A 15274-nucleotide genomic window follows, 5' to 3' on the forward strand; every position below is an offset into this window, starting at 1 on the left:
AACGTGCGGGGACGCACCGAGCCATGCGGCCCACACCGCTACGGTAGACCTTCCACCAGCAGGGAGACGCCCATGAGCCCGCCAGAAAAAACCGTCCGCATCGAAGCCGCCACCATGCCCGCCGGCGGCTGGGGATCGGTCGACGACGTCAAGAACGCCCTGAGCAGCCAGCATGTGGTGCTCAAGGACACGCGCCTGCTGCTCAAGCAGAACAAGTCCGACGGCTTTGCCTGCGTCAGCTGCGCCTGGGCCAAGCCGGCCGATCCGCATCCCTTCGAATTCTGTGCCAGCGGCGCGAAGGCCACCGCCTGGGAAACCACAAGCCGTGCGATCGGCCCTGACTTCTTCGACCGCCACACGCTGACCGAGCTCGAAAGCTGGAGCGACCACGACCTGGAAGACCACGGCCGCCTGACGGTGCCGCTGCGTTACGACGCCGCCAGCGACAAGTACCGTCCGGTCGACTGGGACGTGGCGTTCGCCGAGATCGGCGCCGCACTGCGCGCCTGCGAGCGCAAGCAGGTGGTGTTCTATGCGTCCGGCCGCGCCTCGCTGGAAACCTCGTATATGTACCAGCTGCTGGCGCGCATGTACGGCAACAACAACCTGCCGGACAGCTCGAATATGTGCCACGAAAGCACCTCGGTCGGCCTGCAAAAGACCATTGGCGTCGGCGTCGGCACCGTGGGGCTCAATGACTTCAAGCACACCGACTGCATCCTGTTCTTCGGCCAGAACGTGGGCGTGAACAGCCCGCGCATGCTGCACCAGTTGCAAGAAGTGCGCGAGCGCGACGTGCCGATCGTCACCTTCAATCCGCTGCGCGAGCGCGGCCTGGTGAGCTTTACCAATCCGCAATCGCCGGTCGAGATGCTGACCGGGCACGAGACCGTGATCAGCACCCAGTACCACCAGATCAGGCCGGGCGGCGACACGGCCGCCATCATGGGCATGTGCAAGACCGTCTTCGCGCTGGACGACGTCGCCAGGGAAAGCGGCGCGCAGCGCGTGATCGACGTCGCCTTCATCCAGGAGCACACCCACGGCTTCGACCAATTCGAGCGCGCCGTGCATGCCTGCGGCTGGGATGCGATCGAGCGCGAATCGGGCCTGCCGCGCGCCGCGCTGGAACAGGCGGCCGAAGTCTATTGCCAGGCCGGCGCCGCGATGGGCGTGTACGGCATGGGCATGACCCAGCACCGCAACGGCGTGCAGAACGTGACCATGCTGGTCAACCTGCTGCTCTTGCGCGGCAATATCGGCAAGCCCGGGGCCGGCATCTGCCCGGTGCGCGGCCACTCGAACGTGCAGGGCCAGCGCACGGTCGGCATCACCGAAAAGCCCGAACTCGCCCCGCTCGATCAACTCAAGGAACAGTACGGCTTCGAGCCGCCGCGCGAGGAGGGATTGACCACGGTCGATGCCTGCGCAGCGATCCTGAAGCACGAGCTGCAAGCCTTCGTCGGGCTGGGAGGCAATTTCTTGCGCGCGGTGCCGGAGACCCGCCTGATGGAAGCGGCCTGGCGCGAACTGCCGCTGACGGTGCAGGTGGCAACCAAGCTCAACCGCAATCACGTCATCCACGGCAAGGCCGCCTACCTGCTGCCCTGCCTGGGACGGATCGAGATCGACCGCCAGCGCACGGGCGAGCAGGCGGTGACGGTCGAGGACAGTACCTCGTGCATGCACGGTTCGCGCGGCATGGCCGAGCCGGCCGCCCCTACCCTGCTGTCCGAGCCCGCCATCGTGGCCGGCATCGCCAAGGCCACGCTCGATCCGAACCCGCGCGTCGACTGGGACGCCTGGGTGGCGGATTACGCCACGATCCGCGACGCCATCGGCGTCACCTTCCCGGAGATCTTCCACGACTTCAACCAACGCATGTGGACGCCTGGCGGCTTCCGCAAGCCCATCGGCGCGGCCGAACGGATCTGGAAGACCGAAAGCGGCAAGGCCGAATTCACGACGCCGGACGAGCTGCCCGGCAACCCGGACATGGACGGCGGCCCCGAGGTGCTGCGCCTGTTCACGATCCGCAGCGACGGCCAGTTCAACACCACGATCTATAGTCACGACGACCGCTTCCGCGGCGTGCACGGCAGCCGTATGGTGCTGTTCATGGGAGAAGCCGACATGGCGAAATACGGCCTGAACAAGGGCGACGTGGTGGCGCTGCGCACCAAAGCCGACGACGGCGTCGAGCGCCGCGTCGACGGCCTGCAGATCGTGCCCTACGACGTGCCGGCGGGCTGCATCGCCGGTTACTACCCGGAGTGCAATCCCCTGATTCCGCTATGGCACCACGCCAAGGAAAGCAAGGTGCCGGCAGCCAAGTCGATCGACGTGCTGCTCGAACGCGGCGCCGCCGTGGCCGCGCCATGAACGCGCGCGCACCTTTTACGGGGACCGGCGATGCCGCGTTCGCCCTCGCCAGCAGCGTGCCGGCGGCAAGCTGGCACGACGGCGCGATCGACCACGGCAGTGAGCTGCTGGCCGAGGAAGTGCCGGTGGCCCTGGTCTATAACGGCATCAGCCATGCCGTGATGCTGGCGTCTCCGCAAGACCTGGAAGACTTCGCCATCGGCTTCTCGCTGTCCGAACGCATCGTCCGCGCGGCGCAAGACGTGCGCGAAGTCGAGGTCGAAGCCGGCCCGCACGGCATCGCGCTCGCCATCCACATCGCGCCCGGCGCCATGGCGCGCCTGAAGGCGACGCGGCGCGCGCGACTGGGCCAGACCGGCTGCGGCCTGTGCGGCATCGACAGCCTGGCCTGGTTCGGGCGCGAAACCGAACTGCACGACCCGCGCGGCGGCGGCGCTCACGAGACCGGCAGCCCGTTCACACCGCAGGCGCTGCAGCGCGCCATGGCGGCCATGGCCGGCCAGCAGCGCCTGCACCAGGCCACCGGCGCCATGCATGCGGCCGGCTGGGCCGACCGCGACGGCCGCCTGCTGCTGGTGCGCGAAGACGTAGGCCGCCACAACGCGCTGGATAAACTGGTCGGGGCGCTGGCGCGCGCCGGCATCGACGCCGGAGACGGCTTCGCGCTCGTCACCAGCCGCGCCAGCTTCGAGATGGTGCAGAAGGCGGCGCGCGCCGGCATTGGCTTGCTGGCCGCCATCTCCGCCCCGACAGCGATGGCGGTTCGGCTGGCGGACCGCGCCGGGCTGACCCTGGCCGGTTTCGTGCGCGCAGGCCGCCACGTGGTCTACACGCATCCACAGCGTCTGGATGGCGTACCTGTTGCGCACGTCACATAACGCTTGCCAAGCGAATTTGGAACAGGTGTAAGCTGGCTTCACGCAAGCGCGAGCTGCTGCGGCACGCACTGCGTTGCAAGAAAGGCGGACCGACATGTCAGCGTTCGACCCCTCCGAGCAGGCCAGCTTCCTGGCCGATGAGGCAGGTACGATCATTACCTGGAATCCCCAGTGCGCCACACTGTTCGGTCTACCCGCCGCGGACGCCCTCGGCCGGGACGCCGCCCAGTTGCTGGGTTCACCCCCATGGCCGGTCCTGCGCGAGGATGGCACGGCCCGGGTCGACTTTCCTGCCCCGTCGCCACGCACGGCCATCGTCGCGCTGGCCGCCCAACTCGATGCGAGCGGCGCTGCGCGCGGCTACAGCGTCACCGTCATCCCGGTCGCCGGCGCGCCGTCCGAAAGTGAACGCCTCGGCGCCACCGCGCTCAGGGACGTGGTCGACCTGTTGCCCGGCACCTTCTACATCCTGAACCCCGAGGGCCGCATCCTGATGTGGAACGATAACCTCGAGCGCGTTTGTGAAATGATGCCCGAGGAACTCGCGACAGCCAATGCTTTCGAGATGCTCGACGCGCGCGACCGGGTCGAATTCGCCGACAGGGTCCATCGCATGTTCGAGGACAATACCGAACTCGAGATGGAAGTCGACTACGTCGCGCGCAGCGGCCGCGAGACCCCTGTCCTGCTGCGGGGCGCCCGCATCGACTGCACCGGGGGCCAGTACCTGTTCGGCATGGGGATCGACATCTCCAAGCGCCGCGCGCACGAGCGCCAGTTGAACCTGTACAAGCGGGCCCTGAACGCCGCCAGCAACGGCGTGATCATCGCCCAGAACGGCGGCGCCGACCATCCGATCGAATACGTCAACCCGGCCTTCGAACGCATCACCGGCTACGGGGCCGACGAGGTCATCGGCCGCGACTCGCGCTTCATGGCAGCGCCCGGGATGGACACGGACGAGCGCAGCCGCATGCGCCAGGCGCTGCACGCGCAGCGCTCGGTGCACGTGGTGATGCGCAACCTGCGCAAGAACGGCGAAGTATTTTGGAACGACCTGCACATCACGCCGGTGCACGATGACAATGGCCTGGTGACGCACTTCGTCGGCATCCTGGTCGACGTCACTGCCAGCAAGCAGCGCGCCGACCGCCTCGAGCACGAGGTCAACCACGACAGCCTGACGGGCCTGGCCAACCGCACCCTGATGTGGGACCGGCTCGACCACGCGGTGCACCTGGCCCAGCGCCACCAGACGCTGGTGGCGGCCGTGCTGATCGACCTCGACAACTTCAAGGCCATCAACGACACCTTCGGCCACGACGCCGGCGATGCGGTGCTGAAGGTGGTGGCGCGGCGCCTGCAGGCGAGCGTGCGCGACAGCGACACCGTGGCGCGCATGTCGGGCGACGAGTTCGTGATGGTGCTGGTCGACCAGCCCAGCCTGCGCTTCACGCTGCGCATGGTCGAACGCGTGCGCCGCGCGCTGACCATGCCGGTGGCCTTCGGCGGCAGCGAAATCCCGGTCGGCGCCAGCCTGGGCGTGGCGGCCTTCCCGCACGACGGCCGCACCGCGCCCGACCTGGTGCGCGCGGCCGACATGGCCATGTACCGGGCCAAGAACAATGGCGGCGGCGTGCATTTCTATTCCAGCGAGATGCGCCTGGCCAGCGAGGCGCGCGCGACCCTGGCCTGCAATATGAAGAGCGCGCTCGACGACGACGAACTGTTCCTGCTGTTCCAGCCGCGGATGGACGCGCGCAGCGGCAAGGTGCGCGGCTTCGAGGCGCTGCTGCGCTGGCGCCATCCGGTCAACGGGGTGATGCTGCCGGCGGCCTTCCTGGCCGAGGCCGAGGAAAGTGGACAGATCGTCGAGATCGGCAATCGGGTGCTGGACCAGGCCTGCGCCTTCGCGCGCGATCTGCGCCATGCCGGCTATACGGCGCTTCCGGTCGCGGTCAACGTCTCGCACCGCGAATACAGCCGGCCCACCTTCATCGCCGGCATCGCCGAACGCATGTCGCGCTACGGCCTGCCGCCCGGCACCATCGAGATCGAAATCCCCGAGGCCGACCTGATCTGGAATCCAGGACTGGGACGCGACCTGGCGGCCCAGTTGCGCGACGTCGGCGCCATGCTGTCGATCGACCAGTTCGGGCGCGGCATCTCCGACCTGAACTTCCTGCAGCAGTTGTCGGTGCGCCAGGTCAAGCTATCGAAGGCGGCGGTGCACAATATCGCCGACCACGGCCGCGGCGGCTCGCTGGCCAAGGCCCTGATCGACATCGGCCGCAACCTCGACATCACGGTGGTCGGTGAAGCGGTCGAGACCGAGGCCCAGGTGGAATTCCTGCGCAGCCACGGCTGCGACCAGATGCAGGGCCAATGGTTCTGCGAACCGCTGTCGGCCGACGCGGCGCGGCATTTGCTGGCGCAGCGGCAGCATATGGCGTAGTCGGGCGGGCGTGCACTTGTGCCGCCAGACATCAGCCAGCAGCGCCAGCACGTCGTTCCCGCGCAGGCGGGAACCTAAGTGTGCCTGGTCAGTGGCCTAAAAATCGACCTCCGATGAACGGTCGGGCCACGCAAGAGCATGAACATTCTGTGACTTCACTTGGATTCCCGCCTTCGCGGGGATGACGATGCATACTTTGCGTATGAATATTCCGGACAGCAGTGCGCCTGCGCGGGAATGACGGGCTGGCGGTACTGGCCGCTCCTACCCCTCCCTGGTAATCCGCCTGACCAACGCCCCAAGCACGTCCTCGGCCAGCTCGTTATCCACCTGGCAGGTACCGGCATTCTCGTGCCCGCCGCCACCATATTCCAGCATCAGCGCGCCGATATTCGTCTTCGAGCTACGGTTGAGGATCGACTTGCCGGTGGCGAACACGGTGTTTTGCTGCTTGACGCCCCACAGCACGTGGATCGAGATGTTCGTCTCGGGAAACAGAGCATAGATGATGAAGCGGTTGCCGGCATAGATCACGGGTTCTTCGCGCAGGTCGAGCACCACCAGGTTGCCTTCGACTACCGCGCAGCGCCGGATCTGCTCCTTGCAACGCTCGCTGTGCTCGCGGTACAGGGTGCTGCGCTCGACCACGTCCGGCAGCGCCATCAGTTGTTCGATGTCCAGGGTGGCGGAGTAGCCGATCAGGTCCATCATGAGCTGGTAGTTGGAGATGCGGAAATCGTGGAAGCGCCCGAGGCCGGTGCGCGCATCCATCAGGAAGTTCAGCAGGTCCCAGCCTTGCGGATCGAGCACCTCTTCGCGTGTAAACCGCGCCGAATCGCCCTTGTCGACCGCCGCCATCATGGTGTTCCAGGCGGCCGGGAAGGTGCGCGCGCCGCCGTAGTGGTCATACACCACGCGCGCCGCAGAAGGCGCTTCGGGGTGGATGATGTGGTTCTCGCGGCGGCCGGTGTTGCGGATGGTTTCCGACAGATGGTGGTCGAACACCAGGTGGGCGCCGGCGACATAAGGCAGATTGGTCGTGATGTCGCGGGCGGTGATCACGATCTTGCCGTCCTGCATGTCCTTGGGATGGACAAACAGGATGTCGTCGATCAGTTCGAGGTGCCTGAGCAGCACGGCGCAAACGAGACCGTCGAAGTCGCTGCGGGTCACGAGGCGGAATTTATGGGGAATAGCGGACATCTAGCACACCCTTTCTCATCGGTTGTGATTGGTCCCGGCATGGCCCGGCCATCGGAGAAGATCATCATACCTTGCAATGTTTCTAATTAATAGCTGTTGAGTTCGATCATTTCCAGCGCATGAGTACCGTCCATTCCCCGAATCCTGCAGGCTGTCGCAGGGGGCTGGCCCTGACGCGTCCGGCGCGTTAAAGTTGCATCATTCCAACGCTCCATCCGCGACGATCGATGATGGCGGACATACAAGATTGACGACCATGCAAGCACGCAGTTCGACACAACAGTATTTGACGGGCATCCTGTCCTGGCTCTACCGGGCCTTCGACGCGGTGGCGACCTGGGTCACCCAGCTATCGTGGTGGAAGTTCCTCCTGTTCGCCTGCCTGACCCTGACCGCCGCCGGCATCTTGCAGGAAGAGCTGTTCAACGGTCCGGCCCAGGAAGAGATCGCGCGCGCCGAGCGCGAGGCCGGGCGGCGCAGCGAAGCCAGCATCCTGATCGACGAGAGCGGCATCCGCTTCAATCCGCGCACCCGTGCGCGCGGCGGCGCGGCCGAGCCGGCGGAAGCTGCCGAACCTGCCGAACCGGTTCCGCCAGCCGATCCGGATGCGCCGGAGGCGCCCCGTCCGCCGCTGCCACCGAAACCGCCCGCCATCGGCGGCAGCGGCGTCAATATCCACCCGGGTGACGATTCGGTCCACATCGAGCTGCCGCCCCAGATCGGCGAAGAACTGTCGAACGCGATCGAAGCTGCGGTCGAGGACGCCGCCGAGCAGAAGGTGTCGCGCTACCACAAGCAGGCCTCTACCTGGTTCATGAACTTCGTGCTGCTCCTCTTGCTCGCCCTGTTCGGGACCAAGGCCCTGGTCGGCGGCAAGAAGCGCGCCGATGCCGAGGCCCAGGTCGCCAACGCCGCCGCCGAGCGCGAAGCCATGCAGCGCCAGCTGTCGGAAACCAAGATGCAGATGATGCAGGCCCAGGTGGAGCCGCACTTCCTGTTCAACACGCTGGCCTCGGTCGAGCACCTGATCCGGGTCGACCCGCCGCGCGCCTCGGCCATGCAGCGCAGCCTGATCCAGTACCTGCGGGCGGTGCTGCCGCAGATGCGCGACAACGCGGTGCTCACCGGCCTCGGGCGCGAGGTGGACATGGTCAGCGCCTATCTGGCCCTGCTCAAGATGCGGATGGAAGAACGCCTGACGGTCGACTTGCAGATCCCGGACGGCCTGCGCAGTGCGGCCTTCCCGCCGATGATGCTGCAGTCGATGGTCGAGAACGCGATCAAGCACGGCCTGGAGTGCAAGCCCGAAGGCGGCACCCTCAGGATCGTGGCCGAGGTGGCCGACAGCAAGCTGCGCGTGACCGTGACCGACGACGGCGTGGGCTTCGGCGTGGTGCCGAGCGACGGCACCGGCCTGGGATTGCAGACGATCCGCGACCGCCTCAAGCTGCTGCACGGCGACAGCGCCCGCCTGCACATCGGCGCCAACAGCCCGAGCGGCGTGATCGCGACGATCGAAGTGCCTTATCAGCTGTCGAAACAGGCCTGAAGGTAGAGCTTGAGATTCGGGTTTGAGATTCGGGCTCGAAATTCGCGTTGGCTGGCGGCCCGGCTTGCCTGACGCCCGGTTTCATTGAATAATCATTGCATAATAAACCTGAGAAGAGACTCACCATGCCTACCGCGATTATTGCCGATGACGAAAGACTGATGCGCGACCAGCTGCGCATGCGCCTGCAGGAAGCCTGGCCCGAACTGCAGATCGTCGGCGAAGCGAAGAATGGCGAAGAAGCCGTGCAACTGGTCGCCGAGCTGAATCCCGACCTCACCTTCCTCGATATCCGCATGCCGGGCAAGACCGGCATGGAAGCGGCGCGCGAGATCGGCGACGGCAGCCAGATCGTGTTCGTTACCGCCTATGACCAGTACGCGGTGGAAGCCTTCGAACGCGGCGCGATCGACTACGTGCTCAAGCCGACCGAGCCGGACCGACTGAAGATCACGGTCGACCGCCTCAAGGAGCGCCTGGACAAGCCGCAGGTCGCCGGCAGCGTCAATGACAGCGTGTCGGCCATGCTGAACCAGCTGGCCGAGAAGATCGCCGCGCCGAAGCAGAAACACCTGCAATGGATCCAGGCCAGCATCGGCCAGGACCTGCGCATGATCCCGGTCGAGGAGATCCTGTTCTTCCGTTCGGACGAGAAATACACGGCCGTGCAGACGGCCGGCTTCGAAGCGCTGATCCGCAAGCCGGTGCGCGACCTCGCCGATGAGCTCGATCCCTCGCTGTTCTGGCAGATCCACCGCGCAACCTTGGTCAATGTGAATGCGATCGAGGGCGTGACGCGCGACATCCGCGGCCGCCACCTCGTGCTGGTCAAGGGCCGACCGGAGAAGCTTGAGGTCAGCCGCAGCTTCCTGCACCTGTTCAAGCAGATGTAAAACCGGCCCTGGCGCGCCCGAGCGCCAGGGCCTTGTCTCGTCTCAACGCCCGCACTCCTCCATGCGCGTAATGTAGAGGACAGGTCCGCGTCCGCGGCCTTCCTCTCTCTAACGATCCCGCATGAGATCTCAGCGCAGGGCACGCAGTCGCCGCACCGGCCCGACCGTGCTGGTGGCAGGCTTCCTGGGCGGCTATTGCGCTGGCAATATGGCCGCCGCCTTGCGGCGCGCCCGCGGTCCGCAGCGCAACGGGCGCGGCTTCGACAGCCGCCGCATCGTCCACAGCGCCAGCGACGCCATCCTGTCGGTCGACGAAGACGCCACCATCCTGCTGGCCAACCCGGCTGCGGCGCAGATGTTCAATTCGAGCGTGAGCGCCATGCAGGGCAGCCGCCTGTCGCGCTTTATCCAGCCGCCCTCGCCAGACGCGCGCACCCCGTTCGATTATTTCCCGGCCGGCGGCGGCCGCGCGGGCCGGCGCGCGACCGACTACGCCGTCACCGGCATCCGCGCCGGCGGCCAGCTGTTTCCGATCGAAGGATCGATCTCCAGCGTCGAACACGAGGGCCACCCTGTCTTTACGGTGATCCTGCGCGACGTTTCCGAGCGCCACCTGGTGCAGCAAAAGCTGGCGCGCTCGCACGACCAGCTGCGCCAGTTGTCTTCGGCGCTGCAGAGCATCCGCGAAGAAGAACGCACCCACATCGCGCGCGAGCTGCACGACGACCTCGGCCAGTTGCTGGCCTCGCTGCGCATGGACCTGACCCTGCTGACCCGGGTCGATCAACTGCCCGACGACAGCCTACGCCTGATCGCCGGCATGGAAACCAATCTGCTCACCGCCATCGTCTCGCTGCGCCGCATCGCCACCAACCTGCGCCCGCGCGCCCTCGACGAAGGCGGCCTGTATTTCGCGCTGCAGGGCTTGCGCGACGAGTTCGTCGAGCGCCATGGCATCGCCTGCACCCTGCTGGCCGACGAGGCCGAGCTGCGCCTGGACGACGCCGCCAGCACGGCCGTGTTTCGCATCGTGCAAGAGGCGCTGACCAATATCGCGCGCCATGCGGGGGCGCAGAACGTCCTGCTCAATCTCGACCGGACCAATGGCGAGCTGCTGGTGACGATCCAGGACGACGGCCGCGGCATCCGCGCCGAGGACATGGAAAAGGCCCAGTCGCTGGGCCTGGTTGGCATGCGCGAGCGGGTCTGGGCCATGCACGGCGACATCACCATCGCCGGCGACGAAGCGCCCGGCACCCGCATCGACATCGTGCTGCCGCTGAGCGGACACGTCGTCTAAAATTTTCTCCGGATGCCGAAAGTAAAGAATATTGTTCGGGCTATTGCGTAAAAACAACATAGTCAGGATGTCATGAACTCGACATATTGGCTCGATAAGATCGCTGTCGATCTGAGTTGACTTGCTAACTCAACATCTTGTCGAAACTAAACTGGAGATCTTCATGAAGTATAAGTTCCTGGCCGCCGCTGTGCTGTCGTCCCTGCCACTGTTCGCCCAAGCCCAGACCAACGTCCAGATCTACGGCGTCATGGACGCTGCCATCGCCCTGGAAGACACCGATGCCCCGGGCCAAGACCGCCGCACCACCGTCAGCTCGGGCAACCAGTCGAGCAGCCGCCTGGGCTTCCGCGGTACCGAAGATCTCGGCAATGGCCTGAAAGCCCTGTTCAACATCGAAGCCGGCGTGTCGCTCGACACCGGCGCCACCGACTCGCAAACGTTCGGCCGCCGCGCCGTGGTCGGCCTGCAAGGCAACTTCGGCACCCTGACCGTCGGCCGCGAATACTCGCCGATCGCCGCCGTCGCCGCCGCCACCGACATCAACGGCCAGGGCCTGTACGGCTCGAACCTGTCGGCCTTCGGCACCAGCCGCCTGACCCGCCGCCTGGCCAACTCGGTCAACTACAAATCGAACTCGCTGTCGGGCTTCGTCGTCAATGCCGCCTACTCGACCGGCGAAACGACCGTCGACCCGTCGGGCGACCTGCTGGGCGCATCGCTGGAATACAAGAACGGCGGCCTGTACCTGGGCGCCGGCTACCACACCATCGAGCGCCTGACCGAAGGCGACGACAAGGAAATGGCATTCGGCGCCGGCTACAACTTCGGCGCGTTCGAAATCAAGGGTAACTGGATGAAGGCCGAGCTGGAAGGCGCCGGCAACGCTGTCAACCCTGAATACACCAACGCCAACATCGGCGCTTCGTACGCCGTCGGCGCGAACAAGTTCTTCCTGAACTTCCAGCAGCAGAAGCTGGACAATACCGACGCCAAGGGCAACACCGTGTCGGTGTCGTACACCTACTCGCTGTCGAAGCGCACCAACATCTATACCACCTACGCCCAACTGCGCAACAACGGCCGCGGCGCCTTCGGCATCAACGCCTCGTCGAACAACGTGACCCCGCCAGCCACCGCGCTGGGCGCCGATCCATCGGTGTTCACCGTCGGCCTGCGTCACTCGTTCTAATCACGCAGGGCCACGCAGGTCGCCTACGGCGGCCTGTGACGGTTTCCTCTTCGTTTCCGTGTCCGCGGGAACGCCTGACGCCGGCACATGCCGGCGTTTTTCATGGCGCCCACAATGATTTCCGCAGCCGCGTCGGGCCATCGCTTGCGACCGATCAATCATCGGCCGTACTCCTCGCTTGCCACAGCCTGGCTCAGCGATCGGCGTCCACGGCCTCGGTGCGCAGCAGCCGGGCCGCAATACCGCGTTCTTCTTCCGGCGAGAAGAAATAGGGATAGAACGAACGCTCGCCGGTGTCGATGCCGCGCTTGAACGCGCCGCCCACCGCCTCGACCTGTTGCGCCACATAGGCCAGGCTCACGTGCAGCAGGAAGGACGGCGCGTTCACGCGCGCATTCACCTTCAGCTCCCCTACCCGGCGAAAACCGAGCATGCGTTCGTAGAAGCGGCGATGGCGCGGATTGACTTCGATGACGGCGTCGGTGCAGCCGTGCATTTCGCGCGCGTAGATGAAGGCGAGATGAAACACGCTGGCCAGTGCATGCTTGGACTGGACCGAATGGTCGAAGGCCAGCTTGGTGACCTCGGCCAGGCGCCCGCCCTCGCGTCGGAAGGCATCCAGTTCTTCCTTGTACATATGGTCCGCCATCAGCCCGCGGCCGGCATCGATCCCGATGGTCAGGGTGCCGACCACCTCGCCCCGGTCGGAGGCGGTCAGGGTGATGCGGTGCGGGTCGTCGGCGTCGAGCCCCCCCGCCTGGTAGCCGCGCCAGGAGTACATGCGCTCGATCAGCAGGCTGGCGCCACTGCGGCCGTCTGGGCTGTCGGGCGAGCGCAGGCCGTAGCGGGTGCGCGTCATGCGGCCACCCTCGGGAATGCTGACGATAGTGGTTCGGTGCGGTAATCGCGTGGGACGTTGGCGTGCATGGCAAGCTCTCAACGTTCACGCTTGCGTCCGGTTGACATGGGCGTGAAATGTTACGCGTGGCGGCCCGACCATCGCGCATCCTGCCACTCCGTCAATAGAGCGTGCACCCTTAACGCATTATAACAAGAACAACATTATTATCACCAGCACAACAGTATCGTGCGCAGGTCAATATGTCTTGCCAGATGGCGACCGGCGCGGAAATATACCTGTTCAGGCGTCGACGCCGGGCAGGCGATCCAGCAGCTTGTCGAGCGTGATCGGATAGTCCCGCACCCGGATCCCGGTGGCGTTGTAGACCGCATTCGCAATCGCGGCCGGCACCCCGCAGATGCCGAGTTCGCCAACGCCCTTGGCTTTCAGCGGCCCGGCCGTCGGATCGACTTCATCGAGGAAGATCACGTCCTGGTGCGGGATGTCGGCATGCACCGGCACTTCGTAGCCGGCCAGGTCGTGGTTGACGAAGAAGCCGGCGCGTTTGTCCACCACCAGATGTTCCATCAGCGCGGCGCCAGCCCCCATCGTCATGCCGCCGATGATCTGGCTGCGCGCGGCCAGCGGATTGATGATGCGTCCGGCCGCGCACACGGCCAGCATGCGGCGCACGCAGATCTCGCCGGTAACGGCGTCCACACCGACCTCGACATAGTGGGCGGCGAAGGTTTGCTGGGCGTAGCGCTGGTCCAGGTCGCCGTACTCCATCGTATCCTCGCCGCTCAGAGGCCCCTTGGCGACTGCGTCGCGCAGCAGCCGGCTGGCACCGTCCGCACGCACCCGCCCGCCCGTGAATTCGGCATTGGTCCCGTTCAAGCCGAGTTGCTGCGCAATCTTTTCGCGTAGCTTGACGCAGGCCGCATACACGCCGGCGGTCGACGATGCCGCGCCCCACTGGCCGGCCGATCCCGCCCCGTCCGGGAAGTCCGAGTCGCCCAGGCGCACCGTCACCTGGTCCAGGTCGACGCCGAGCATTTCGGCCGCGGTCTGGGCCAGGATGGTGTAGCTGCCGGTGCCGATATCGGTCATGTCGGTCTCGACAGTGACGGCGCCGCTGCGCTCGAGCCGCACGCGCGCCGCCGACTTGACCACCGGCGCGCCGCGGATGCCCGCCGCCATGCCGATGCCAACCAGCCAGCGGCCGTCGCGGCGTGCACCAGGCCTTGGGCTGCGCGCGCGCCAGCCGAAGCGCTCGGCGCCCAGGCGCAGGCACTCGGTCAGCCGGCGCGTCGAGAACGGCACGCCGGGCGACTCCGGATCGACCTGGGTATCGTTCAGGATACGGAATTCGACCGGATCGAGGCCGAGCTTTTCGGCCATCTCGTCCATCGCGATCTCCAGCGCCATCATGCCCGGCGCCTCGCCCGGCGCGCGCATATCGTGGGCTTCGGGCAAGTCCAGATGGGCCACGCTGAGCTTGGTCATGCGGTGGGCGGCGGCATACAGCAGCCGCGTCGGCGCGGTGGCGCCCTCGGGCTTGTCGCCCAGGTTGCCCGACCAGCTGTCATGGGCGATCGCCGTCATCCTGCCGTCCCGGCCGGCGCCGATGCGGATGCGCTGGATGGTGGCGGCGCGGTGCGTCGTATTGTTGGCCATGAGCGAGCGCTGCAGCGCCACCTTGACCGGCCTCCCGACCTGCTTTGACGCCAGCGCGGCCAGCACCGCATCGCTCATGATCCCGCCCTTGCCGCCGAAGCCGCCGCCGATGTGCGGCGCCACGATCCGCACATTTTCCTTCGGTATCCCGAGCGTCATGGCCATATCGCGCACGCCCCAGGTCACCAGCTGGATCGCGGTCCACAGCGTCAGCCGGTCGCCCCGCCAGGCTGCGATGGTCGCATGCGGCTCGATCATCGCGTGCGATTGGTCGGGCGTGGTGTAGGTCGCGTCCAGCGCTACCTCCGCCGCGGCAAAGGCGGCATCGAAGTCGCCGATGCTTGTCGCCAGGTCTGGATTCGGCTTGGCCGGTCGCTTGGCAGCACCGCGCGCACGCTCGGCAGCCAGGTCGAAGCTGCCCTTCGTGCTCTCGTAGCGCACCGCCACCAGCCCCGCCGCCGCGCGCGCCTGCTCGAAGGTCTCGGCGACCACGATCGCCACCGCCTGGTGGTAATGCTCGACCTCCGGGCCGGCCAGCGCGCGAGCGACGGAAAACTCTCCCTTGCCGAGCTTGCCGGCATTGGCTGCCGTCAAGATGCCGAGCACGCCGGGCGCGGCACGCGCCCGCTCCAGGTCGATCGAGACGATCCGGCCCTTGGCGATGCCGGCGCCAACGATATAACCGTAGACCGCGCCCGGCGCCTCCTGGTGCTCGTACGCATACGGCGCAGCGCCGCTGACCTTGAGCGCGCCATCGACGCGCTGGGTTGGTTTGCCGACCACCTTCATGCGGTCGATCGGATTGATCCTTGCCGGTTTGTCGAACTTCATGTCCGCTCCTCAATTGATGAGCGAACTCTACCGATGTCGCGCGATGCCGCGCGCACCGCAGGATCGTGCAATC

General features: G+C 66.3%; 10 protein-coding genes. 7 read left to right on the top strand and 3 right to left on the bottom strand.

What is annotated here, in order from left to right:
• Positions 1-72: 72 nt before the first annotated feature.
• From SOM61_RS15030 to SOM61_RS15040, 3 genes are all read left to right on the top strand, one after another.
• Complete coding sequence (locus SOM61_RS15030; RefSeq protein WP_320474824.1) at positions 73-2382, top strand: FdhF/YdeP family oxidoreductase; 2310 nt, start codon at positions 73-75, stop codon at positions 2380-2382.
• Entirely contained in the window at positions 2379-3260 is an 882-nt protein-coding gene (gene fdhD, locus SOM61_RS15035; RefSeq protein WP_320474825.1) for a formate dehydrogenase accessory sulfurtransferase FdhD, read from the top strand. Before SOM61_RS15030 ends, fdhD begins: the two co-directional genes overlap by 4 nt.
• Before the next feature lie 94 nt (positions 3261-3354).
• A complete protein-coding gene (locus SOM61_RS15040; RefSeq protein WP_320474826.1) occupies positions 3355-5715 on the top strand; it encodes a sensor domain-containing protein in 2361 nt (786 codons plus the stop codon).
• A gap of 264 nt (positions 5716-5979) precedes the next feature.
• On the opposite strand, the gene SOM61_RS15045 is transcribed toward SOM61_RS15040, so the two are convergent.
• Positions 5980-6918 (bottom strand): exopolyphosphatase, encoded by a 939-nt coding sequence (locus tag SOM61_RS15045; RefSeq protein ID WP_320474827.1) that lies wholly within the window; start codon positions 6916-6918, stop codon positions 5980-5982.
• Between the two features lie 256 nt (positions 6919-7174).
• Between SOM61_RS15045 and SOM61_RS15050 the strand changes: the two genes are divergently transcribed.
• The 4 genes from SOM61_RS15050 to SOM61_RS15065 all read left to right on the top strand — a co-directional run bounded on the left by SOM61_RS15050 (position 7175) and on the right by SOM61_RS15065 (position 11852).
• On the top strand, positions 7175-8467 hold the full coding sequence (locus SOM61_RS15050) for a sensor histidine kinase (protein WP_320474828.1): 1293 nt from the start codon (positions 7175-7177) through the stop codon (positions 8465-8467).
• A 125-nt stretch (positions 8468-8592) separates the two neighbouring features.
• Positions 8593-9360 carry a LytR/AlgR family response regulator transcription factor gene (locus SOM61_RS15055; protein ID WP_320474829.1) on the top strand — a complete coding sequence of 256 codons (768 nt, stop codon included), beginning with the start codon at positions 8593-8595 and terminating at the stop codon, positions 9358-9360.
• A gap of 121 nt (positions 9361-9481) precedes the next feature.
• The gene (locus SOM61_RS15060; protein ID WP_320474830.1) at positions 9482-10660 is read left to right on the top strand and encodes a PAS domain-containing sensor histidine kinase; all 1179 of its coding nucleotides are present in this window, start codon (positions 9482-9484) and stop codon (positions 10658-10660) included.
• A gap of 163 nt (positions 10661-10823) precedes the next feature.
• Positions 10824-11852 carry a porin gene (locus tag SOM61_RS15065; RefSeq protein WP_320474831.1) on the top strand — a complete coding sequence of 343 codons (1029 nt, stop codon included), beginning with the start codon at positions 10824-10826 and terminating at the stop codon, positions 11850-11852.
• 193 nt (positions 11853-12045) lie between these two features.
• Here SOM61_RS15065 and SOM61_RS15070 read toward each other — a convergent pair whose 3' ends face one another.
• Both SOM61_RS15070 and paoC read right to left on the bottom strand, forming a co-directional pair.
• Positions 12046-12711, bottom strand: coding sequence for a GNAT family N-acetyltransferase (locus SOM61_RS15070; RefSeq protein ID WP_320474832.1), 666 nt, complete (start codon positions 12709-12711; stop codon positions 12046-12048).
• A gap of 282 nt (positions 12712-12993) precedes the next feature.
• Positions 12994-15201, bottom strand: coding sequence for an aldehyde oxidoreductase molybdenum-binding subunit PaoC (paoC, locus tag SOM61_RS15075; protein WP_320474833.1), 2208 nt, complete (start codon positions 15199-15201; stop codon positions 12994-12996).
• Between the last annotated feature and the right edge of the window lie 73 nt (positions 15202-15274).

Source organism: Massilia sp. CFBP9012, assembly GCF_034045115.1.
GTDB lineage: Bacteria > Pseudomonadota > Gammaproteobacteria > Burkholderiales > Burkholderiaceae_D > Telluria.